Here is a 20699-nt window from a genome sequence, read left to right as displayed (position 1 = left end):
CGAAGGAGGGTAAAATCATGAATACCGATTATAATTTTGCCTTTTTGGATGAAGGCTCCAAAAGGGAGATTAGAAGAGCCACCTTGAAAGCGATTGCCCTGCCGGGCTACCAGGTGCCTTTTGCCTCCCGTGAGATGCCGATCGCCAGAGGCTGGGGAACGGGGGGGCTGCAGTTGACACTTTCCCTGATAGGCAGGGAAGATATTTTGAAAGTAATCGACCAGGGTTCGGATGAATCAGTTAACGCGGTCAGCATTAAAAGGCTGATCGAAGCAACCACCGGCGTCACCGTAACCGATGCGGCGGCTGAGGCAACCATCATCCAATCGCGGCACAGGATTCCGGAGATCCCCCTGCAGGAAGATCAGATCCTGGTTCTTCAGGTGCCGCTGCCGGAACCGTTGAGGTATTATGAACCGAGCGAATATGAAACCAAAAAGCTGCACGGGGAAAAAGAATACAGCGGTGTCTGGCTCATTTTGTTCGAGCAAATCATGAACTACGGCCATATGTCCACAGGCGCTGATCACCCGGTTATGGTCAACGGCAGGTATGTTATGGCTCCCAGCCCCATCCCGAGATTCGACAACCCCAAGCTGAATCATTCCCGGACCCTGATTTTATTTGGCGCGGGCCGCGAAAAGAAAGTGTATGCCGTGCCTCCTTATACCAGGGTTGTTTCGCTGGCTTTTGAAGATTTCCCTTTTGAGGCGGAATCTTTTCAAAACAGGTCTTGCCGGCTGTGCGGCGCCCGGGGAGTTTATCTGGATGAAATACCGGACGATGTGACGGGGAAAACCTTTTATCAATGCAACGATACCAGCTATTGTATGCGGCGATTAAACGGAAAACATTAATGAGGTCGGTTAAAATGGAAAGTTATGAACAGCCTGTCTTGTCGGTTCGTCACTTAAATAAACAATACGGCAGCGGGTGCGTCAATTGCCGGGCTTCCCGGGGAGGCCGCCTGATCAAAAACTATTGTCCTGTTTGCAGTACGGTGTATGCCTGCCGGGATATCTCTTTTGAGGTCCAGGCGGGAGAAATATTAGGTGTGGTGGGGGAAAGCGGCAGCGGCAAATCGACCTTGATGCAATGCCTGTACTTTGATCAGAGTGTCAGCAGCGGCGAAGCTTATATCAATTCCTACAAAAGCGGCCGGGAGAATATTTTTATGGCCTCGACCCAGCAGCAAAGATATATCCGCAACCTTATGATGGGCAAAGTTTATCAGAATCCGGTTATGAGTTTAAAAATGAATTTTTCAGCTATCGGTAATATTGCTGATAAATTAATTGCGGCCGGCAATCGAAATGTGCGCGAGATGGAAGCCCGCGGTAAAGAACTGCTGGAGCATGTCAATATACCGGTTTACCGGGTCAAAGAAGCGCCGGGGAATTTCTCGGGGGGCATGCAGCAGCGGGTGCAGATTGCCAAAGCCCTATCGAACAATCCGCCGCTGCTGCTGCTTGACGAAGTAACCACGGGTCTGGATTTATCGGTGCAGGCCAGTGTCCTGGACTTGATTAAAAAAATTCAGCGGCAGCTGCAAATCAGCATGGTTATTGTTTCGCACGATTTGGGCGTTATCCGCATGCTGGCGGATCGAACAGTGGTGATGTTGGACGGCCGGATTATTGAGCAGGGGTTAACCGACCAGATTCTTGAGGACCCGCAGCACAGCTATACGCAGCAGTTGGTCCAATCATTGCTGATATAGAGGCATGGGGGGAGCAAAATGCTGAGTCAAGAGCCGTTGATCCACAAAAATTGCCGGCTGATCAATACCGAGTTGGGGGAGTATACCGAGATTGGGGTTTACAACTACCTGGAAAATGTCCGCCTTGGCGCTTATTCCTATACCAGTGAGTTTTGCATGCTGCAAAACGCGGTTATCGGCAAATTTGTCAATATTGCAGCCATGGTGCGCATCGGCCCCACCGACCATCCCATGACCAGGCCCAGCCTGCACCACTTTACTTACCGTCGGGTGCAGTACGGCTTTGCCGCGGCGGACGATGAAGAATTTTTCCAGTGGCGGGCGGAACAAAAAACCTACCTCGGCCATGATACCTGGGTCGGCCACGGAGCCATCATCATGCCCGGGGTGACGATTGGCAGCGGTGCGGTAGTGGGGGCCGGCGCGGTTGTAACCAAAGACGTTATGCCCTATACCATCGTTGCCGGCGTCCCGGCTAAACCTGTCAGACAGAGATTTCCGGCGGATATCGCCCGAAAGCTGGAAAGAATCAGTTGGTGGGATTGGCCTTATAACATAATTAAGGAAAGGATGGATGATTTTTATCTTTCGGTCAATGAATTTGTAGCTAAGTATGATCAAGCAGGTGATTAAATGGATGAGATCATCGTAATCGAGCACTTATCGAAATCTTTTACCATGCATTGCTTGGAAAAACAAATTGAAGCACTGCACGATATTAATCTGGCAGTAAATGAAGGTGAATTTGTCGGCATCACAGGGAAAAGCGGCAGCGGGAAATCAACTGTCTTCAAGTGTATTTATCGTACTTACGCCCCCCAGCAAGGCGTTATCCGGTACAATTCCCAAAAATTCGGGCCGGTTAACCTGGCGGCAGCGGCGGAAAGACAGGTGATTTATTTAAGGAAATATGAGATTGGTTATGTATCACAGTTTTTAAACGTGATACCCCGGACAACCACCCGGGAACTGGTCAAACAGGCGGTTTTGGAGATGGGACATGGGGAAGCCTATGCGGAACGGGAAGCCGAGAAAATGCTGGGGCATTTTGAATTGGACAGAGAGCTGTGGGACAGCTATCCGGCCACCTTTTCCGGCGGAGAAAAGCTGCGGGTGAATATTGCCAGGGCCATGGTCAAGCGCCCCAGGTTATTGCTGCTGGATGAACCAACCGCCAGCTTGGATTATTCCTCTAAATTGCGAGTTAGGGAACTTATCGAGCAACTGATCAATGAAGGAACAACGATGCTGGGAATTTTCCATGATTTAGAGTTTATGAAAAATCTCTGCAGCCGGGAATACATGCTGCGAGACGGCAGGTTGGTTGATATTACACCTGAAAATTAACACCGGCTTAAATCCGATTTAACCCAATTCTGTAAAACATTAATATCCACCTAACGGTTGTCCGGTAAAATAGGACAAAGCGGTTATCACCATTGAAATTTAATGGAAAATTCAATGGAGGTAATAGATATTTTTCCAATGAAAGGAGCAGTTACGTGAAAAAGATCCCTGTACTTTCGCTGGTTATCGTTCTTGTATTATCCCTTCTGGCAGGCTGCGGAACCACATCTGCAACCTCAGCCCAAGACCCCGATTCCATAACCATTGCCTGGTTGCCAAACTGCGCGGGAGATGATTTTAAGGAAGCCCGGGCCGAAATCGACCGGGTTATTGAAAAAGCCTCGGGAATAAAAGTTGTTGACAAATTAACCACTGATTACGCCATTACCATTGAAGCCATGGCCAGTGGCAATGCACAATTAGCCTGGGTGGGAGCACAGCAATACATTGAGGCTCACGCTAAAAATGACAAGGTTCTGCCTCTGGTGGTTAACAGCGGTGATTCAGGCACTCTGGACGATGCCTTGTATTACAGCCGGCTGCTGGTTAAGAAAGGCAATGAGGATCAATACCAATCCGGCACCGGGTACTCCATTGATAACATAGCGGGTAAAAAAATGTCTTTCGTTTCCACCAGCTCGACATCCGGTTTTAAAGTGCCTTCATCAGGCATTGTGGAATACTTTTCCCAACAAGACCAATGGAAGGATTTAAAAGCGGAAGATTTGCTTGAAGGCGGCAGCGGCAAATTTTTCAGCCAGGTTATATTTGGGGGCTCCCACCAGTTGTCACTGGTGAACGTGCTTACGGATAAAGCCGATGTTGCCGCCGTTGATGATATTGATGTAGCCAGCTATGTGGAGCTCACCTCGGGAACGGCCAACAGGCCGGGAGCTGTCTACACCGTCAGGGAGGACGCCGACGCCCCCTTTGACAAACTGGCCGGTGCGCAATACGTGATCATCAAAGCCACTCCGGTTCTGAACGCCCCCATTACTGTCAATACCGGTGCGTTGAGCCAGCAAACCATAGACGCGATCAAGCAGGCGCTGACCTCCGATGAAGTTACCAATAATCCTAAGATTTTTATTCCGGAAAATGCTGAAAATAAAGGGTTTTTCAACCAGCCGCAGCGTTTTCTTCCGGTGGAGGATGACTGGTTCAACCCCATCAGGGAACTGAGCAAATAAGGAGCGCCCTGCCGGTTGGCAAACGGCGGGTATAGGTACGGTATCGGAGCAAGAGGGGCGTAGCGGAGGTCTTTCCCGCGCCTCTCTTAATAAAAATAAAGGAAGGTTAGTATGGCGTTATTAGAATTGAAAAACGTCACCAAGTACTATAACAAAGAAACACCGGCGCTTGACAAGGTCAGTTTCGCGGTCCGGGCGGGCGAATTTGTTTCCATAATCGGTCCTTCCGGAGCCGGTAAATCCACCATTCTCCGCTGTATCAACCGGATGATCGAATTAACCGGCGGAGAAATCTCCTTCGACGGCGTCCTGGCTTCCAAGCTTAAAAAAAGAGAGTTAAGAAAATTAAGGACCAGGATAGGCATGATTTTTCAGCATTATAATCTGGTGGACCGGTTGACGGTGATTGAGAACGTACTTCACGGCAGGCTTGGCTACAAGTCCACGCTGGCCGGCGTTTTGGGCCGGTACAGCCGGGAGGAAAAAAGACAGGCTTATAAGATTATCAAGATCCTGGGTCTCACCGACCAGATTTATCAGCGCTGCGACCAGTTAAGCGGCGGGCAAAAACAGCGGGTCGGCATCGCCAGGGCGCTGATTCAAAACCCTAAAATGATTTTATGCGATGAGCCCATTGCTTCTTTGGACCCCAACGCTTCCAAGATTATCATGGATCACCTGCGCAACGTTACCACCCACATGGGCATAACGGTTCTGGTTAATTTGCACCAGGTCAATGTGGCTTTGAAGTATTCGGACCGGATCATCGGCGTTAATCAAGGGAAAGTAGTGTTTGACGGTCTGCCGGACCACCTTGCCGTCGAGCATATCGCTGATATTTATGGTTCCGAGTCCAAGGATTTGATCATTGATCTGGGAGAAAGAAATGCAAGCTGATATTTTTAAGAGACGAAGGAACGATGGTTTGATCTTTTTTGCAGTATTAACTGTTTTGACCGTGGGCTCGCTAATAATTACCCAATATGATCTGCAAAAAGGATTTATCAGTACCGCCAAAGCCATAATTTGGGGCATCTCTAATTTTTATCCCGATGCCATGTCGATGACGAAATTGACCGGCATTTTGCTCAAACTGCGAGAAACTGTGCTGATGTCCATTGCTGCCACCACCGTGGCTGCAGTTCTGGCCATGGTTTTGGCCCTGGCCGGTTCCCGGACGACCAGAATTAACAGTTTATCTAGTATTGTCACCCGGGGTATTGCCTCACTTTTTCGCAACATTCCCCTGGTGGCCTGGGCCATGGTTTTAATGCTGGCATTCAGCCAAAGCCCGCTTACCGGCTACCTGGCCCTGTTTATCGGTTCGCTGGGGTTTCTGACCAGGGCATTTATGGAAACGATTGATGAAGCAAGCAATGATTCGGTGGAAGCTTTGCAAGCCACGGGCGCCGGTTATTTTCATATCATCTTTCAGGCCGTGCTGCCTTCCAGCATGCCCCAGATGATCAGCTGGCTACTATACATGATTGAAACCAATATTCGCGATGCCACCCTGGTGGGGATTCTCACCGGTACCGGGATCGGCTTCTCATTTGACTTATATTACAAAAGATTGGACTATCACACTGCAAGCCTGGTTGTGATTCTGATTGTGATCACAGTTATCACCATCGAATCCATATCCAATAATATAAGAAGGGTGATTTTGTGATGCAAATTGAAGAGTCAATTAAAGGTTGGGGGCAGCTAAGCAACGACGAAACAGGGGACAGCATCAACTTGGCCATTAAACCCTTGAACAGGGCGTCTCTGGCCATGCGGACAGTCTTGCTGGCTTTAGCGGTGTTGACCATATATGCTTTGTCTACAATCGATTATCAAAGTATTGACATTCCCAGAGCGGTCGCGGATACTTTCAGTAATTTTAAGCTGATGTTTTTGCAGCCCTCTTCCCACCGTTTGAGCTGGTGGGATGCTTTCTATGGAGTTTTAATAACCATGGGACTGGCGTTTTTGACCACATTATTCGGTGGCTTCATTGCCTTATTCTTGGGGCTGCTGTCCGCTCAAAATTTGGCCCCGAAACAAGTGGCCGGTATGATAAAAGGTTTTGTCGCCTTCATCCGGGCAGTTCCTACAATCTTATGGGTTTTGATTTTTGCTGTGGCTGCCGGGCTGGGCAGTGAAGCGGCGGTTATCGGCATGACCTTTCACTCCGTCAGTTATTTAACCAAGGCTTATTCCGAATCCTTTGAAGATCTGGACAGAAGTGTGATTGAAGCTTTGATGGCCAGCGGCGCCAATTGGTGGCAGATTATTTTTCAGGCGGTTATCCCATCTTCGGTTACCTATTTGCTGTCCTGGACTTTCTTGCGATTTGAAATCAACTTCGGCAATGCTGTGGCCATGGGTGCTGCCGCGGGTGCGGCCGGGATCGGCTTTGATCTGTTTATGGCCAGCGGATTTTATTTTGATCTGCGGGAAGTAGGGCTGGTTACCTACTTGATTTTAGCGTTTGCCATTATCCTGGAGATTATTTCTGTAAATATGAAAGGCCAGTTCGAAAAAAGAATTTAACTTGCTAAACGCAGGGAGAAAAAATAAATGAGAATTAAAAAAACGTGCATTTATAACGCCAATATAATTTTACCAGAACAAGTTATCACAGGCTATATTTTAATTGACGGCAGCAAAATTTCTGAGATAGGGGAAATTGGCCTGGCCAGGTTTAACAGTGATCCGGACGTGACGCCGGTTAACGCCGGGGGCTGTTATGTTATGCCGGGGATGATCGATATGCATTGTGATGCTATCGAAAAAGAGATCCAACCAAGGCCCAACACCCAATTTCCCATTAACATGGCTTTCTATGAGCTGGAGAAAAAACTTGCCGCCAGCGGTATAACCACCATGTACCATTCTTTATGCTTAAGTGATGAATGGGGAGTACGGGATAAAGACATGGTTATAGCTATTATTAACAGCATCAATGAGCTAAAGCAGTTCCGGGCAATGATCAATCATAAGATACATCTTAGATATGAGCTGACTTACCTGGACGGGGTGAGTATCCTTGAAGGCCTGATCAATGAAAAGAGCATTGACTTTATGTCCTATATGGACCATACTCCGGGTCAGGGACAGTTTAAAGACGCGCAGTCTCTAAAACACTTTACCATCCAGTCCTATGGCCGGGAAGAGCGGGAAATCGAAGCTTTTTTGGAAAAATCCCAAGATTACCGGGCCATGATTAATTGGTCCAAACTTATTGCCCTGGCTAAACTGGCCAAAACCAAAGGCATTGGCTTGGCAACCCATGATGATGACACCAGGGAAAAAATTGATACGCTGCTGGCATGTAAAGGAAGAGTAAGCGAATTCCCCATTAACCTTGACACTGCACTATATGCCAAGTCGCAAGGGCTTCATGTTTGCGTGGGAGCTCCCAATATAGTTCGGGGCAGGTCCCACAGCAACAATATGAGGGCTATTGATGCCATTACCGGCAATGCGGCGGATATCGTCTGCTCCGACTATCTGCCGGGAGCAATGCTGCCGGCGCTTTTTCACCTCATCAGGGAAGGTATCAAATTGCCTGAAGCTGTCAAGCTGGTTACGGCAAATCCGGCCGGGGCTTTGGGCATCAATCAAGAAGTCGGAACTGTCGAAGTCGGGAAACAAGCAGACTTAATCATTGTTGAATTGCATCAGGATTATCCCGTCGTCCGGCAAACACTGGTGGGCGGCACCACGGTTTTTCAATCGGATTTTCAGTTATTGAACACAGAAAGAGTTGATCATATATGCTGATCAGAGAGGCGGCGGAGAATGATCTGCCGGGCATACTGGAGGTCTTAAAAGAGATGGATGGGGAAGACGGCCTTGATCCGGCGGAGTCACTATCCATCTGGCGTAAAATGCAGGAGTACCCGTACTATAAAATATTTGTGGCTGAAGACACCCAAAGCATTATCGGTACCTGCAGCCTGATTATTATTGACAACCTGGGTCATCAGGGCGCGAAACTCGCCGTGGCGGAAAGTATGATCGTGAGTTCGGAATTCAGAGGACGCGGCGTTGGCAGCCAAATGATGCAATTCATGATGGAGCGGGCTAAAACAGAAAACTGTTACAAGCTGATGCTTTCCAGTAATAAAAAAAGAATCTCCGCGCACAGATTCTATGAACAGTTGGGTTTTGCCCGGCATGGGATAAGTTTCATGATTGAGGTCAATAAAAATGATTAATTTGCCTGTTATAAGCAATGATGAAAAAGAAATGTACGATTTTGCTTACAATTTAACCCGGTCCGCGGGGTTAAAACTGCAACAGGAACGCGAGCACTCTGTCATTAAAGTAAGGGAAAAGACATCCCATACGGATCTTGTTACCGACCATGATCTCTTAATTGAGCAATTTATAGCGGAGTCGATTATGCGTAAATACCCGGGGCATGGCATACTGGCCGAGGAAAGCCGGGCCCGGGCAAGTGCTGATAGTGACGGTTATACATGGGTGCTCGATCCCATTGACGGCACGGTCAATTACTATCGCTTTGGCAGGAATTATGCGATTTCACTGGCCTTGTACCGGAATGGAAATCCTGTTTTGGGTTTGATCTATGATGTGGCCAACGGTGTTATGTTTGGTGCCGGGCCTGGTGAAGGCGCCACAATGAATGGATGTCCTTTGGATATCCTGCCTGAACGAAAGGACAGGGTGAAAACGGCGGTTGTGGCTATGAGTTTAAGAACCATGATGGAATTGGCCGGTTGGGGAATGGATGTTTGGGGGATGCTGTCGAGGGTGCAGGCCCACAGGTATTTGGGCTGTGCGTCACTTGAGCTGTGCAAGATTGCCAACGGTGAATATGATTTATTTGTGTCGTCCAATATTTATGAATGGGATATTGCAGCGGCCAGGATTTTTTTGGAACAGCGGGGCTGTTTTTTACACTCCCGGAGCAAAGAAAACAATAAATCACGTGATGGCAAACTTTTTGTAGTTGCTTTCCGCTCACCATTATTATGGCAGGAAGCTTTGGCATATTTTCCGAAATGCGTCAGAGATGACTTTTACCGGTTTTAAACGGCTGTGAAAGATATGCGGGGGTATGGCCATGCCGGAAGAATTGCAGATAGTGGATAGATTGGTTCAGCAAATTGCTTCGGGCAAATACGCCGCCCATCATAAACTGCCATCTGAGAATGTAATTGCAGATCAATATAAAGTGCCAAGAATCGTAGCCAGGAAAGCCTATGAAAGACTTGAGGAAATGGGTTACATTTATAAAAAACAGGGCAAAGGAAGCTACGTAAAAGACAGGCATAAACAAGTTGAGCTCGTTCTTTCCGGCGATGTAAGTTTTAGCCGGAAAATGATGGAAAAAGGGTATGATTTTCAGTCCAAAACTGTATTTTGCAAGGAGATCAAATATAATCAAAAGATCTTTGATTTTTTGGAAACCGGTCAAGGTGACCGGGTTTTTAAAATAGGGAGATTGAGGTTTGTTGACGGCCAGCCTATCGCCATTCATATTTCCTATGTTGCCAAATCGGTATTTTACGATATCGATACTGCGGGTCCGGCTATTGCTTCCATGTTTGAATATTACCATAGCCGGGGATATAACGAATTCTGTTCCAAACCCAGTAGCTTAAGCGTTTCCTTCCCTACGAAATCTCAGCGGAAACTGTTGGATTGTTCATATCTGATACCGTTATTGGTCCTGGAATCCGGCTGTGTTGATAAAAGAAGCTGCACGGTATTGGAATACACCAGGATTTTATATCGCAGCGATTGCTTTTCATCCTATATCATACCAACACCGTCAGCGTGTAAACGTTAATTATATTCACCTTTTTTTGATTCCTCTATGATATGATCCGCAGTTCTGGCCGCAATGGCCATCACCGTTTCCGTAGGATTACACCCGCTGGATGTAACAAAAACAGCTGCACTGCATATATAATGCCCACGGGTCAAGGCCGTTGGGACTGGCCAAAAGCCCGCCTTGCTCAGTTCGTAAGCCAGTATCCCGCCGGTCGGTTTTACATGTTAACGGCATTGGACAGCGGGTCGGCGGCTAATTCTTATTATTAATCCCCAAATAAAAGGCAATTATATATTTAAATATATTTCAAAGGTAAACGGAGGGGGAGAAACTTTGGGTGAAACCGTGGCACAGGTCATTATCAAGGCGTTATACTCCTGGGACATAAAGAACATTTTCGGTGTTTCCGGCAATGCCGTTTTACCCTTGATGGACGCGCTTGGTAAACAAAACATGATTCAATTTTACAGCACTGCTGCCGAGCAAGGTGCTGCATTTATGGCCGGCGGAGAGGCGCGGGCAACGGGAAAACCCGGTGTTTGCCTGGCCACGGAAGGACCCGGCGCGTTAAACCTGATTAACGGCGTTGCGGATGCTTACCGGGACGGGATACCCATGCTGGTAATAACCGGCCAGGTTGAAACTGCTAAAATTAACACCAACGCTAAACAATATTTTGACCAGCAGCAATTGTTCGCCCCCATTACCGGTTCCACAACACTGCTTACCAGACCCGAATCTGTGGTGCAAACTCTTCAGGTGGCCATGGAAAAGGCTATTGGTGATAGCGTGCCCTGTCATATATCCATTCCTAAAGATATTTTCCAGGCACCTGTACCTGCCAATCTTACCTTTCCTGTATTAAGTCCTAAATGCCCGCCTGGCGTCTCGGGTAACATGGACGACTTTTGCAAAGTACTTGATCATTCTCAAAAACCTGTTTTCATCACTGGTAAAACAGCGATCCGGTATAAAGAAAGAATATTGGCTTTCGCTAAAAAAATCGGAGCCGGAATCATACCCGGACAAGGCGCCAGAGGCATATATCCCGGTTTGATAGATAATCTGTTGGGTGGATTGGGCGAGGCGCACATTGTCCCGGTATTGCAAAACGCGGATTGTATTTTAATTATTGGAGCCAGCCCTTATGAGCATAAGTTCATACCCGGAGGCTTAAACGTTGACATATTGCAAATAGACACAAAACCGCAAAATATAGCCCATTCCCTCAGGCCCCTGTCATTGACGGGAGATATTAATTCAATTGTTGAAACTTTGCATGGGAGAATTAAGGAAAAGATAACTCCTGATTGGCGGGAGCAAATTAGACATTGCCACATTAATTACATTGAAATGATCAGAGCAGAGATGAATATTCAAGATATACCCGTTTCCCCACGGGCTGTTATAGCGGCATTAAATGAAACAATTACAGAGGATGCCATTATAACGATTGATTCCGGCGAGTTTATGCACTGGTTTGACAGAGGATTTATACCACAAAAGCAAGATGTGATCATTTCTGAGTATTGGCGGTGCATGGGTAACGGTTTGCCTATGGGCATAGGCGCTAAAACCGCCTTTCCTGAGCGGAAAGTTATTGTTCTTACCGGTGACGGTGGTTTTATAATGACGATGCAGGAAATAATCACTGCAATTAGGTATTCTTTACCGGTGGTAATTATCATTTTTAATAATAGCTGCTACCTGCTTGAAAAACACCGTATGCAGCAAAATAACAACATGGCCCCGTTTGGTACAGATGTGGCAAACCCCGATTTTGTTAGTTTCGCCACATCCTGCGGGGCGGAAGGGATCAGGGTTGAACGGCCGGAGCATTTGCATGACGCCCTGGCCAAAGCTATGTCAGTAAAGAACACTATTGTAGTAGATGTAATCGTCAACGGAGAAAAGCCAATGTTTTAAGCTTTCAAGCTTTAGCCTTATTTTTCTTGCAGGAACAATTAAAATAAGAACTGTTTTACAGGAAAAATAAAAAGTTGCCACGATAAGCAGCAACTTATAGTTTCTTTATTGAGATATCGTTCTATATGAAATTATGCCTCGTTGTTGTAAGTATTCCAGAGATTCCCGCAGCTCCGCGTGGCTGACACCGATCAAGCTGGCAAGTTTTTGGTAAGAAAGGCCGGTTAGATCCAAAATGCCGTCTTCACCATCACTGAGCAGCAGGTTTAAAAGCATTTTAACGGTTTTACCGAGGGGGGTGTCGGCTTTGATTTCAAATAGTAAGTCCCGCATTAGGTTAACTCGGCTGATCATTGTTTTAATTTGCGCGTCAACTGCTTCTTTATCCCGGCTATGTTTGGGGTAAGGTATTTTTTTTTGCATCATACTATAAGCCTCGTTATACGGCTTCGATGGCACCGGTAAGTTTTTCCCGGCTTAAAAGGACAAATTGGTGCCCCCTGGTGGTGATGGCCCCCTCTTGCTTCAAATCGCCCAAAACATTGGTCACCATGACCCGCGAGGCGTTGACCAGGGAAGCTATATCCTGGTGCGTGAGGTTGATATCAATAATGGTTCCCTCGGGGGAAGGTTTTCCGTATTCACCGGCCAGCCTGAGCAACATGGCCGAGATTCTGCCTTTTACATCCTGGAAGGCAATGCCGGCTACCTTATCGGTGTAATTATTTAATTTGCCCCCCAGCAGTTGGATTATTTTCAGGGCGGTTTGCGGGTTTTGCAGTAAAATACCGAAGTGTTCTTTATTACAGGAGCAGATAAATGTATCTTCCATCGCCTGGGCATGCATGGTATGGCGAGCGTTTTCCTCAAAAAAAGTGTTTTCACCTAAAATATCGTCCTCTTTGAGGATATCCAGGGTAATCTCCTTGCCGCTTTCCGAAACTTTAAACAGCCGGACCCGGCCATACTTGATCAGGTAAATAGTGTGCGCGGGATCTCCGTCCCGGAAAATCATTTCGTTTTTGTGGTAAACTTTCTTGTTGGCCAGTGCTCCTATTTTTTCCCGTTCCGCAAATTCAAGGGTGGTAAATAGGGCCAGCTCTTTCATGCATTTAATTTTTGACATTAATTGTCTCACCCACCCAAAAGTTGATCCAATAGTTGACGCAAGTTGTTCAGGTCTACTGATACAATTTCCACGGGCACTTGGGCGTAGTCGTAGAATTCAAGTAAATCTATATCGTCAATAGGTATAATTCCAGTATCCAAAAGCAATATACGATCATAATAACCGAAATTTTGCCGGGCATCAATTGCGTCCCAACCTAGCCCTTCTCTAAAAATCTGGCGCCAGTTCTCCAGCCACCCGCTGGTAAGGTAAAAAGTCTTGGCCTCGGCGTCCAGCTCTGCCATTTTTTCCCCCATAAGCATTTCGATGCAACTTTTAGCCCGGATGACCCGCCCACCATATTTTGCAACCATTTGCTCCATTTCCGGGTGGCATTGGTTCCCGATGACCACAGGGTTATAGCCGTCGCCCATGTCGCGCAGATCGGCGGTTACGGATTGGGCCAGCTTATCAAAGTCCACGTGTAAAGCCGCATCCAAATAAGTAATATTAAAATTCTGATCTCCCAACAGGTGTTCCAACTCATGGCGCAGGATACCGCAGCATAATAGTTTTTTTCCGGACAACACCGGCTCACCTCCTCTATCTTTGTAATAGCATAAAAATAATAAACTGAATTTGCAGTAAAATACTTTACACAAATATTTTTTATCCTAAAAGATCGTTGTTTTTAATGATGCTGTAAAATATTTTACAGCACCTTCTCCTTATGGATGATACCATTTGATTAATTCAATAAAAGGAGGTTTTTACTTTATGGGAAGTAGTTGTTGTGGTTGTAATGCGGTATTGACGCCGGAAATTAAAGAGGTAATCACCCAATCTGCTTTCATACCTGTAACCACCCTGTCCGGGGACGGGCAGCCCCATCTAATCGTGGTGGGCAAGGTAAAAGAAATCCGTGGTGAAAATACACTGGTTCTGGGCGTTTATAAAATGGAAAAAACCCGTCAAAACCTGACGGAAACAGGAGTCATGCAGGTGGTTGCGGTGTCGGGGAAACAAGGCTACCGTTTCAGCGGCCAAGCCCGCGCCGAAGGCGATGAAGTAATTTTTACCGTGAAAAAGGTTGCAGCGTTGTTATAGAAAAATACAGTCAATAAGTTAATTAAACCCATTACTTTAGAGGAATAGCGCTCGTGAATTATACGAGCTACTATTCCTCTTTTTTTGGGTAACAGCTTAAAAAAGGTGTAGGGGCGGACGGCTCTGTCCGCCCGCATGTACCGGATGTTAGGCGGGAAGATCCCTATCTTCGTCTACTTCCGCCAGGGCTTGGGCCTGGTAGGTCCTAAAGAAATCATCGCAAAATTCCTCCCATTCGCCCGCAGCTGCCAGGGAATCCGCATTAACACCGGCCAGCACCGGCCTGGTCATCAGCCTTATTAGTGTTGCAGAAAACTGATTAACCTTCTCCTGCGGTACTCCGTCCAGTGTATTTCTCACGAACTCAGCCGGGTCAAACCATTGGGCGGCCCGCTGCATATCGCGATAGATTTGAGTGAGCAGTACATTTCGCGGGCCTTCCCATAATTCATTAACTATAGCATCCCTGAACAGCCGGGGCAGTGAAGAAAATTCCTCCATCACTCCGTGTCCGCCAAAAACACTTAATGCTGTGCGTATTACGTCAACTGCCTCATAAGCGGTGGTTATTTTTTGCATTAAAATAAGTTCTCTGAGAATGAAGCGCTGCTTTAAAACCTCCAACGGTACAGCTGATTTAAGCCCGGGGACAAGTTTGCGGCCCAGTTTGATGTAGGTGTCATAAAGTTTAAATGCACCTGCGATTGTTCTTTGGGAAGTGTCCATTACTGCTTTAATCTGGCGCGCCGCCAGCGGGAATTGACTGATCTTGCTGCCGAAAACGTCACGGAATTCACTGTACATCCGGGCTTCCCTGGCGGCGCGCAGCATCGCGGCTCCGCTGGAAATGCCCACGGCTATGCGTGACAGGGTTAGCACTATACCAACGGCGTTGGCCACCCCCTTATCGGTTGGGCCGACGGCATAAGCGACGGCTCCGTTATAATCAACCTCCGCCGTGGGTAATTCACAGGTGCCCATTTTCCATTTGATCCGGTTAATCGTACAGCCGTTCCGCCGCTCTTTTTCCTTGTCGCCGGGCAGCCAGGCCGGCACTACAAATGTCCCGACTTTTTCACTGCCGGTTACCTTGGCGGTTACTACCGCATAATCCGCGTGCATGGCGGAGCAGAAAAATTTATTTCCGTAAAGCCTGTAGTTTTTCCCGTCAGGCACGGCTTCCAGTAGGTTGGAGGGGATGTCGGAGCCGCCCTGGATCTCAGACATGAACTGTGCCCCTATACCAAAATCACCGTCAATTCCTTCTTTGCAATGCCGGAGGATCCCGTCCAGTTCAGGAACACCGTGGTCCGGGTAATGTTCGATCAGGGCAACCAGCCCTTCGGTGCAGGCCAGAGGACACGTGACACCGAATTCGCCATTTTGATGAATTAGCAGTCGCTTGACAAAATGCTCCCAGGGAGTTGTCTTGCCGGAGAACAACCCCGCGGAGAAAATTTCTCTTTCCAACACCGACGTTTCCATAGGGCGAACAATGCGGTCAATCCTGTGATTGTGAGCGTCATAATGCAGCAGGCGGGGATGAACTTCGGGCCGTGCTATACCATCGGCCAGGTCCCTCCACCTGAAAGAAACCTTGGGAGAAAAGGCCAACAGTTTATTGTTCAGTTGATCCCATTCATCGCCGGCATATTTTTTCACGATCCTTTGTAGAAAAGGGTCGTCCCGGTAATAATCAAAATTATCCCTTTGGGCCAGAAATGCATCAAAATTATAAGGGTTATTACGGTCTGGGAAACTCATGTAGAAGCTCCTTTCTTTCTAATTCACTAAATAGTTTGTATGTTTGAATGATAGCAAACATGATTATTTGTTGTCAACGATATTTATGTTTGTAAACGGTGTTTATGCTATAGTGCTGAGAAAAGGGCTTCCAACAGCGGAAGCCCTTTTTTAGTTGTTTAACCTACTTGTTGTGTATAATCCTACGGTACTGGGAAGGGGTTACCCCGACTCTCCGTTTAAAAAGTGTGGTGAAATTGCTTAGACTGTTGAACCCGCACTTGAAACAAACTTCGGTAATGCTTATATTATTTGAGACCAGCAGTTCCTTGGCATTCTGAATTCTAAGGTAAGTTATGTACTCGTAGGGAGTTTTGCCGGTGTGGGACTTGAAAGCCTTGATGAAGTAATAGGGGCTTAAATGAGCTGCTTTGGCCGCCTCTTCCAGGGAATACTTCTCATCATATTCATCCCTTAAGTATTCTATTGCCTTATCTAGATTTTTCTTTGTCGTGTTGTAGCCCGGGTGAAAAGACACGGGCATATTATTTTCTATTTGTCTTAAAAGGTGTGCCGCTATCTGTGTGCTGAGACTTTTCAAAACCAGTCTGCGGCCGGGTTGAACATTTCTGTGTTCCTCGACGAACATTTGAATCAGCGTCTTCAGGGCATTCCCGAAACTATAGTTTCCTTGTTTGAAACACACATTGGATTTACCATAAATTGAATGGGCTATTTCATTTAAAAAGTCGTTGTCAATATTCAGCGCAATGAGGTGTGTATTTAACATCCGGTCATGGGGGCCGTGAGCCTGGCCTGAATTGATGGGAGTTATTTTATTTTTTTCTCCAACATGGCGTTTTTTCTCCAGGCTTAAATAAGGCATTACGGTATAAGGGATGACAAATTCGTAACTGTCATGGGTATGCTGGGCTTTTTCAAGAAAATCTATCCCTGATTTGGGTATGGTTATAAAAACATTGGTATCCATGCAAATATCCACTTTTTTCATGAAACGATTCATCGGCAAGGGGTAGGGTCCTTTACCCATCATATGCAGCTGGTCAATACCCATCAATCCCCCTCCTTCTAAAAACCATCCCGGGGATATTCAAAGATAATTATACTATACGCCCATATACAATGTAACCCTTTAGTACTAGATTATGGCAAGGCTATTACGGTGTGGGTAACCAATACTTAAAAAAAATATAGCAATATTTCGCAAGAAGCAAAGCGGCGATTTATTTATAATAAGTAGGTAAATCATTATACTCCTTGGTTTGCAGTTAATCAGCAAGATTTGAATCCAGGCTCAAAAACATCGTTTACCTATCAATTAATCTAGACATAATAAAAAAATAACGTTAAAAAAATAGACTTAATAGTTGCCTAAAAGAACAGGTAACGAATATACAAGAACTAAAGGGAAGAGATGTTATGGTAGTCAGGAATACGGAAAAATATATACCCGGCGGCATTGCCAATGCCGCCGGCTTGGGTTATGCCCGTATTGGTGAGGACAACCGTTTTGCTCTAGTTAGTGTATTGGATCAGTGTCTTCATATTGACTTATCAGGCCCTGCCATTGTAAATAGTTATACTTTGTTTATTGATCATCTAATTGCAGCGGATTTTACTTACGATTGGTCTGTGGTATTTTATACCGCGGAGCAGACCGTCGGGGGCTTTCAAATTACTGATACTGAAAATGGTTACCTTGATTTATCCTTGTCCAAACTAAAAGAAATTACGGCAGTACGGGATATCATCCGCATGGAAGTAACCGTGCAGGCTAAAAACAATGGTGTTGAAGCATTGAGCCCAATAAGTTCGGACCATAATATAAAAATCTTTGACTCCAATTTTCCACCGCCAAGAATTGTTTCAGGCGATAGAAATATTGCCAAAATGGGCACTCCTGTAGTAACTCAATTTATAAAAAGGAACTTATCTAATTTCATTCCGGGTGCTGATGCCACAAATCTGGTCCCGTTAAATATTACATTAGCCATTATCTATCATTATTTATTGCATACACTCTCCAGTATCGGTCCCGACATGAATTATTTCAGAAATTATAGATGGGAAGACATAATTAACCTGGAACAGAACCCCGGTAATACTGATTATTTAAGGACGGGCATCTGCCGGTTAAAGCCCCATTTAACAGCCTCTTTCTTTTCCGATAATCCCTCTGCAACAAACGACCCGTTATTGGAGTTTTGTTACATTGACGAAAATACAAATGAATCGGTACTCATCGATGGCTTCAATGCCCTGCCAGTAGAAAAAAAGGCATGCCTTTACAATATGCTGCGTTTCCCAAAAAGCTGTATTAATTTGTGTTATGCCCTTCTGCACAAGCTAGCTGAACAACATAAACAGGACAACGATGCATTGTGGGGAGATTTAACGTTAGAAGAGGTAAACGAAAACCCCGTCTGGGCCGAAACCATTGTTACCGAACTCGATGTGGGAGTCCATAGGGATTTGCCTGCAAAAGATATCAGCAGGGAATCCAAGAAGATTTTTAATATTGCCTGGACACCATACATGATTGACATTATGGAGTCTCTTCAAAGCGATATGCCGTTCAGGTATGAAGTAGTAAGAATAAAATTAGTGGATATCAGATCCGGTAGACCCATAGAAAAGGCCAGGGTCAAGCAGATTATCCTGTTGCCTGAAGATGATTGCGCCTCGTATTTACCGCTTTCCTATAATTTTGAAAATTACTATAGTTATAACCTTGATAATAACTATGGTTTGCTGCGCAGGGCCAAAAACGCCCTGAGCAGTTTCGGATATGCTTGCGGCAACAATGAGGCCAACTTTAACAATATTGAAATAGCTGCTTTTAACCGGTATAAGAACGATAGGTTTTTAAGGGAAATCCCGGATGTAACACCCGGCAATAATCCACCGGAGAACCTATTAAGATATGTCTATGATGAGTTTGCAAATCACTTGGAGTCGGACGAAAACGGAGTCCTCAATATTCTGATACCCATTGCATATATGGAAAACAGGAAATTAAAAATGCAAATCGGCTTTTTTGAGTTCCCGATTATTTTAGAAGATGAGCATTTAATTACCAGACCCGATATCGATATCAAGCCCACCAATTTTCAAATTAATTGGGTGGGGGAACAGGGTGGGAATAATGCCCAAAGTGTGGATTGGCAGGAAAATATTAATGGTAGACATTTTGGATGGCATGTGGCATGCTGCGGCTCCACCACGGAAACATTTTTAAAGGTCTGCCTGGAAATTGAATTGAAAACTGATACCGGTCCATTCACCGGGATTAATGGCCCCCAATTATCTCATTTCCAAGACGACATCTATTATCCTTACCATTTCACGATTTTCGGCATGGTATGGAGCCAGCCGGTTTGGGCACCGCTACCACCAACTGCGACCCATAGAATAAGGGGAAAAGTTGATCCAGGTACAGGAACAACCGAAGGGACTTTTGAGCCCATTCCCGGCGATGCCGTCAATTTGCCGGTCATGGTGACTAATTGGAGGAGCGGCGGAGGAAGTGGCGGGGGAAGAGATTATGGGATGCTGATTCCCCGGGGCACAAATGATGTATTTCCCAATCCCATAAATGCGCATGATTCAAGTCAAGTAACTCTACAATCATATCCGCCGAGGATCCCCCCCAGGGGAAACAGGCCGCATCATGGTATTGATTATTACGGTATCGAAGGGCAATCCCCTGTCTTTGTTCCCAATGGAGGGGTAGTTGCGGTATATAGTACTACCAGCAATGGATACGGTATTACTTTGATAATTAGAAACCGACATGATCAAAGGCTTCGGTTGGCACATTTATTTAACAATCATCGTAATGCCGATATTGTTGTTAATGCAATTGTCCCGGCAGGATTATTTGTCGGCTATGTGGGGAGGACTTTTACCGGAGGCAGTAATGCCGGCAGACATAATTATCCGGTGCACCTGCATTTGGAAATATGCCGGGGTTCATATACTGTCCGCTTTGCCAATCCCCTTTCCATTTTTATTAACGATGATGTAAACAGCAATCTTTTTTTAAATAATAACAGCCATCGGTTGTTTCCCTGTGATTGTGAAGGAAGGGGCGGGGATAACCAAGACGAAGGGAAGAGCTGCAGCATCAGGTTAATAGCAAATCGCCCGTCCATCAGCAATATTGTTTACAGGGATTGCTGGGCATTTAGGAATTTGCATTGTCCGTATATTAGAAGCGATTACGGGGCGGATCATAATCGAGTGGCCAGGATAAAAGCCCAGCTGTTGTTTATTTTTTTACATATCCAAGACAATGAACAATACCTGCATCCGGGCACGGGGGTCAACTGGGATCAAGCAGCCCAACAAGCCATAGAGCGATTCAGGGTCATCAACAATATTCAAGTGGGCAACATGACGGCGGAGCCGGTGGCCGGAGACGCCACCATGAACAGGTTGGATGACTTATGCCGGCTTTTTAATGGTAATCCCAATCAATTAACGGTAAAACAAAAGCTTTTAATGCTCTTTAATAACAACAACTATAAGTCTCCCATACCCCAACCCCCACACAGTGAAGATCCCAATTTGTGGGGCCTCAATGTGCAATATGCTATACAAAACTTCAGGGTTAGAAATAATGTTGATATTAATCTTGCCGATCTAACTGGGGAGCCGGCAGATAACAGCGATACTTTAAACGAGTTAAACAATTTATCCCCATACCCCAGAACAAGCTTTAATATTGAGGAGAAATAAAAC

At 46.0% G+C, this 20699-nt stretch carries 21 protein-coding genes; 15 read left to right on the top strand and 6 right to left on the bottom strand.

Annotation, left to right across the window (positions count from 1 at the left end; translation table 11 throughout):
- Positions 1-17 precede the first annotated feature (17 nt).
- The 12 genes from BM056_RS13965 (at position 18) to BM056_RS13910 (ending at position 10066) form a co-directional block, all read left to right on the top strand.
- Positions 18-857: an alpha-D-ribose 1-methylphosphonate 5-phosphate C-P-lyase PhnJ gene (locus tag BM056_RS13965; protein WP_092472048.1), complete on the top strand. Its 840-nt coding sequence runs from the start codon at positions 18-20 to the stop codon at positions 855-857.
- A gap of 14 nt (positions 858-871) precedes the next feature.
- Positions 872-1720, top strand: a complete 849-nt coding sequence (locus tag BM056_RS13960; RefSeq protein ID WP_092472047.1) for an ATP-binding cassette domain-containing protein — start codon at positions 872-874, stop codon at positions 1718-1720.
- Positions 1721-1738: 18 nt separating this feature from the next.
- Entirely contained in the window at positions 1739-2353 is a 615-nt protein-coding gene (locus BM056_RS13955) for a DapH/DapD/GlmU-related protein (RefSeq protein WP_092472046.1), read from the top strand.
- Positions 2354-3067 (top strand): phosphonate C-P lyase system protein PhnL, encoded by a 714-nt coding sequence (locus BM056_RS13950; protein WP_092472045.1) that lies wholly within the window; start codon positions 2354-2356, stop codon positions 3065-3067.
- A gap of 155 nt (positions 3068-3222) precedes the next feature.
- Positions 3223-4257, top strand: a complete 1035-nt coding sequence (locus BM056_RS13945) for a PhnD/SsuA/transferrin family substrate-binding protein (protein WP_092472044.1) — start codon at positions 3223-3225, stop codon at positions 4255-4257.
- Positions 4258-4368: 111 nt separating this feature from the next.
- The gene (gene phnC / locus BM056_RS13940) at positions 4369-5154 is read left to right on the top strand and encodes a phosphonate ABC transporter ATP-binding protein (protein WP_092472043.1); all 786 of its coding nucleotides are present in this window, start codon (positions 4369-4371) and stop codon (positions 5152-5154) included.
- Positions 5144-5929 carry an ABC transporter permease subunit gene (locus BM056_RS13935; RefSeq protein ID WP_092472042.1) on the top strand — a complete coding sequence of 262 codons (786 nt, stop codon included), beginning with the start codon at positions 5144-5146 and terminating at the stop codon, positions 5927-5929. Before phnC ends, BM056_RS13935 begins: the two co-directional genes overlap by 11 nt.
- Positions 5929-6795, top strand: a complete 867-nt coding sequence (locus tag BM056_RS13930; RefSeq protein ID WP_092472041.1) for a PhnE/PtxC family ABC transporter permease — start codon at positions 5929-5931, stop codon at positions 6793-6795. Before BM056_RS13935 ends, BM056_RS13930 begins: the two co-directional genes overlap by 1 nt.
- Before the next feature lie 27 nt (positions 6796-6822).
- Entirely contained in the window at positions 6823-8028 is a 1206-nt protein-coding gene (locus BM056_RS13925) for an alpha-D-ribose 1-methylphosphonate 5-triphosphate diphosphatase (protein ID WP_092472040.1), read from the top strand.
- The gene (locus BM056_RS13920; RefSeq protein WP_092472039.1) at positions 8022-8465 is read left to right on the top strand and encodes a GNAT family N-acetyltransferase; all 444 of its coding nucleotides are present in this window, start codon (positions 8022-8024) and stop codon (positions 8463-8465) included. Before BM056_RS13925 ends, BM056_RS13920 begins: the two co-directional genes overlap by 7 nt.
- Positions 8458-9306, top strand: coding sequence for an inositol monophosphatase family protein (locus BM056_RS13915; protein WP_092472038.1), 849 nt, complete (start codon positions 8458-8460; stop codon positions 9304-9306). The genes BM056_RS13920 and BM056_RS13915 overlap by 8 nt, the downstream gene beginning before the upstream one ends.
- Before the next feature lie 31 nt (positions 9307-9337).
- Entirely contained in the window at positions 9338-10066 is a 729-nt protein-coding gene (locus BM056_RS13910) for a GntR family transcriptional regulator (RefSeq protein ID WP_092472037.1), read from the top strand.
- Between the two features lie 78 nt (positions 10067-10144).
- Here the strand turns inward: BM056_RS13910 and BM056_RS26265 are convergent, their stop codons facing one another.
- Positions 10145-10285, bottom strand: a complete 141-nt coding sequence (locus BM056_RS26265) for a hypothetical protein (RefSeq protein WP_165613528.1) — start codon at positions 10283-10285, stop codon at positions 10145-10147.
- A gap of 99 nt (positions 10286-10384) precedes the next feature.
- On the opposite strand from BM056_RS26265, the gene BM056_RS13905 reads away from it, so the two are divergent.
- On the top strand, positions 10385-11977 hold the full coding sequence (locus tag BM056_RS13905) for a thiamine pyrophosphate-binding protein (protein ID WP_092472036.1): 1593 nt from the start codon (positions 10385-10387) through the stop codon (positions 11975-11977).
- A gap of 105 nt (positions 11978-12082) precedes the next feature.
- Here BM056_RS13905 and BM056_RS13900 read toward each other — a convergent pair whose 3' ends face one another.
- From BM056_RS13900 to BM056_RS13890, 3 genes are read right to left on the bottom strand one after another with little or no spacing between them, the layout of a single operon-like run.
- Positions 12083-12403 carry a hypothetical protein gene (locus BM056_RS13900; RefSeq protein WP_092472035.1) on the bottom strand — a complete coding sequence of 107 codons (321 nt, stop codon included), beginning with the start codon at positions 12401-12403 and terminating at the stop codon, positions 12083-12085.
- A 13-nt stretch (positions 12404-12416) separates the two neighbouring features.
- Complete coding sequence (locus BM056_RS13895) at positions 12417-13103, bottom strand: Crp/Fnr family transcriptional regulator (RefSeq protein ID WP_092472034.1); 687 nt, start codon at positions 13101-13103, stop codon at positions 12417-12419.
- Between the two features lie 8 nt (positions 13104-13111).
- On the bottom strand, positions 13112-13675 hold the full coding sequence (locus BM056_RS13890) for a DUF1638 domain-containing protein (protein ID WP_238456465.1): 564 nt from the start codon (positions 13673-13675) through the stop codon (positions 13112-13114).
- A 187-nt stretch (positions 13676-13862) separates the two neighbouring features.
- Here BM056_RS13890 and BM056_RS13885 point away from each other — a divergent pair, with 187 nt between their 5' ends.
- Positions 13863-14192 carry a pyridoxamine 5'-phosphate oxidase family protein gene (locus BM056_RS13885; protein WP_092472033.1) on the top strand — a complete coding sequence of 110 codons (330 nt, stop codon included), beginning with the start codon at positions 13863-13865 and terminating at the stop codon, positions 14190-14192.
- Between the two features lie 147 nt (positions 14193-14339).
- Here the strand turns inward: BM056_RS13885 and BM056_RS13880 are convergent, their stop codons facing one another.
- On the bottom strand, positions 14340-15956 hold the full coding sequence (locus BM056_RS13880) for an acyl-CoA dehydrogenase family protein (RefSeq protein ID WP_092472032.1): 1617 nt from the start codon (positions 15954-15956) through the stop codon (positions 14340-14342).
- 163 nt (positions 15957-16119) lie between these two features.
- Positions 16120-17010 (bottom strand): helix-turn-helix domain-containing protein, encoded by an 891-nt coding sequence (locus BM056_RS13875; protein ID WP_092472031.1) that lies wholly within the window; start codon positions 17008-17010, stop codon positions 16120-16122.
- 365 nt (positions 17011-17375) lie between these two features.
- On the opposite strand from BM056_RS13875, the gene BM056_RS13870 reads away from it, so the two are divergent.
- On the top strand, positions 17376-20696 hold the full coding sequence (locus tag BM056_RS13870; protein WP_092472030.1) for a M23 family metallopeptidase: 3321 nt from the start codon (positions 17376-17378) through the stop codon (positions 20694-20696).
- Positions 20697-20699: the final 3 nt, after the last annotated feature.

It is taken from the genome of Desulfotruncus arcticus DSM 17038 (assembly GCF_900113335.1).
GTDB classification, from domain to species: Bacteria; Bacillota; Desulfotomaculia; order Desulfotomaculales; family Desulfallaceae; genus Desulfotruncus; species Desulfotruncus arcticus.
The sequence above is the reverse complement of the archived record's forward strand: the minus strand, read 5'-3'. Positions and strand labels throughout refer to the sequence as shown.

Bases quoted from the DNA above. Each gene is read 5' to 3' on its own strand.
- BM056_RS13875 (WP_092472031.1), bottom strand. From the start codon at position 17,010: ATGGGTATTGACCAGCTGCATATGATGGGTAAAGGACCCTACCCCTTG.
- BM056_RS13880 (WP_092472032.1), bottom strand. From the start codon at position 15,956: ATGAGTTTCCCAGACCGTAATAACCCTTATAATTTTGATGCATTTCTG.
- BM056_RS13935 (WP_092472042.1), top strand. From the start codon at position 5,144: ATGCAAGCTGATATTTTTAAGAGACGAAGGAACGATGGTTTGATCTTT.
- BM056_RS13910 (WP_092472037.1), top strand. From the start codon at position 9,338: ATGCCGGAAGAATTGCAGATAGTGGATAGATTGGTTCAGCAAATTGCT.
- BM056_RS13895 (WP_092472034.1), bottom strand. From the start codon at position 13,103: ATGTCAAAAATTAAATGCATGAAAGAGCTGGCCCTATTTACCACCCTT.
- BM056_RS26265 (WP_165613528.1), bottom strand. From the start codon at position 10,285: ATGCCGTTAACATGTAAAACCGACCGGCGGGATACTGGCTTACGAACT.
- BM056_RS13955 (WP_092472046.1), top strand. From the start codon at position 1,739: ATGCTGAGTCAAGAGCCGTTGATCCACAAAAATTGCCGGCTGATCAAT.
- BM056_RS13900 (WP_092472035.1), bottom strand. From the start codon at position 12,403: ATGATGCAAAAAAAAATACCTTACCCCAAACATAGCCGGGATAAAGAA.
- BM056_RS13950 (WP_092472045.1), top strand. From the start codon at position 2,354: ATGGATGAGATCATCGTAATCGAGCACTTATCGAAATCTTTTACCATG.
- BM056_RS13870 (WP_092472030.1), top strand. From the start codon at position 17,376: ATGGTAGTCAGGAATACGGAAAAATATATACCCGGCGGCATTGCCAAT.
- BM056_RS13915 (WP_092472038.1), top strand. From the start codon at position 8,458: ATGATTAATTTGCCTGTTATAAGCAATGATGAAAAAGAAATGTACGAT.
- BM056_RS13885 (WP_092472033.1), top strand. From the start codon at position 13,863: ATGGGAAGTAGTTGTTGTGGTTGTAATGCGGTATTGACGCCGGAAATT.
- BM056_RS13965 (WP_092472048.1), top strand. From the start codon at position 18: ATGAATACCGATTATAATTTTGCCTTTTTGGATGAAGGCTCCAAAAGG.
- phnC (WP_092472043.1), top strand. From the start codon at position 4,369: ATGGCGTTATTAGAATTGAAAAACGTCACCAAGTACTATAACAAAGAA.
- BM056_RS13925 (WP_092472040.1), top strand. From the start codon at position 6,823: ATGAGAATTAAAAAAACGTGCATTTATAACGCCAATATAATTTTACCA.
- BM056_RS13920 (WP_092472039.1), top strand. From the start codon at position 8,022: ATGCTGATCAGAGAGGCGGCGGAGAATGATCTGCCGGGCATACTGGAG.
- BM056_RS13960 (WP_092472047.1), top strand. From the start codon at position 872: ATGGAAAGTTATGAACAGCCTGTCTTGTCGGTTCGTCACTTAAATAAA.
- BM056_RS13930 (WP_092472041.1), top strand. From the start codon at position 5,929: ATGCAAATTGAAGAGTCAATTAAAGGTTGGGGGCAGCTAAGCAACGAC.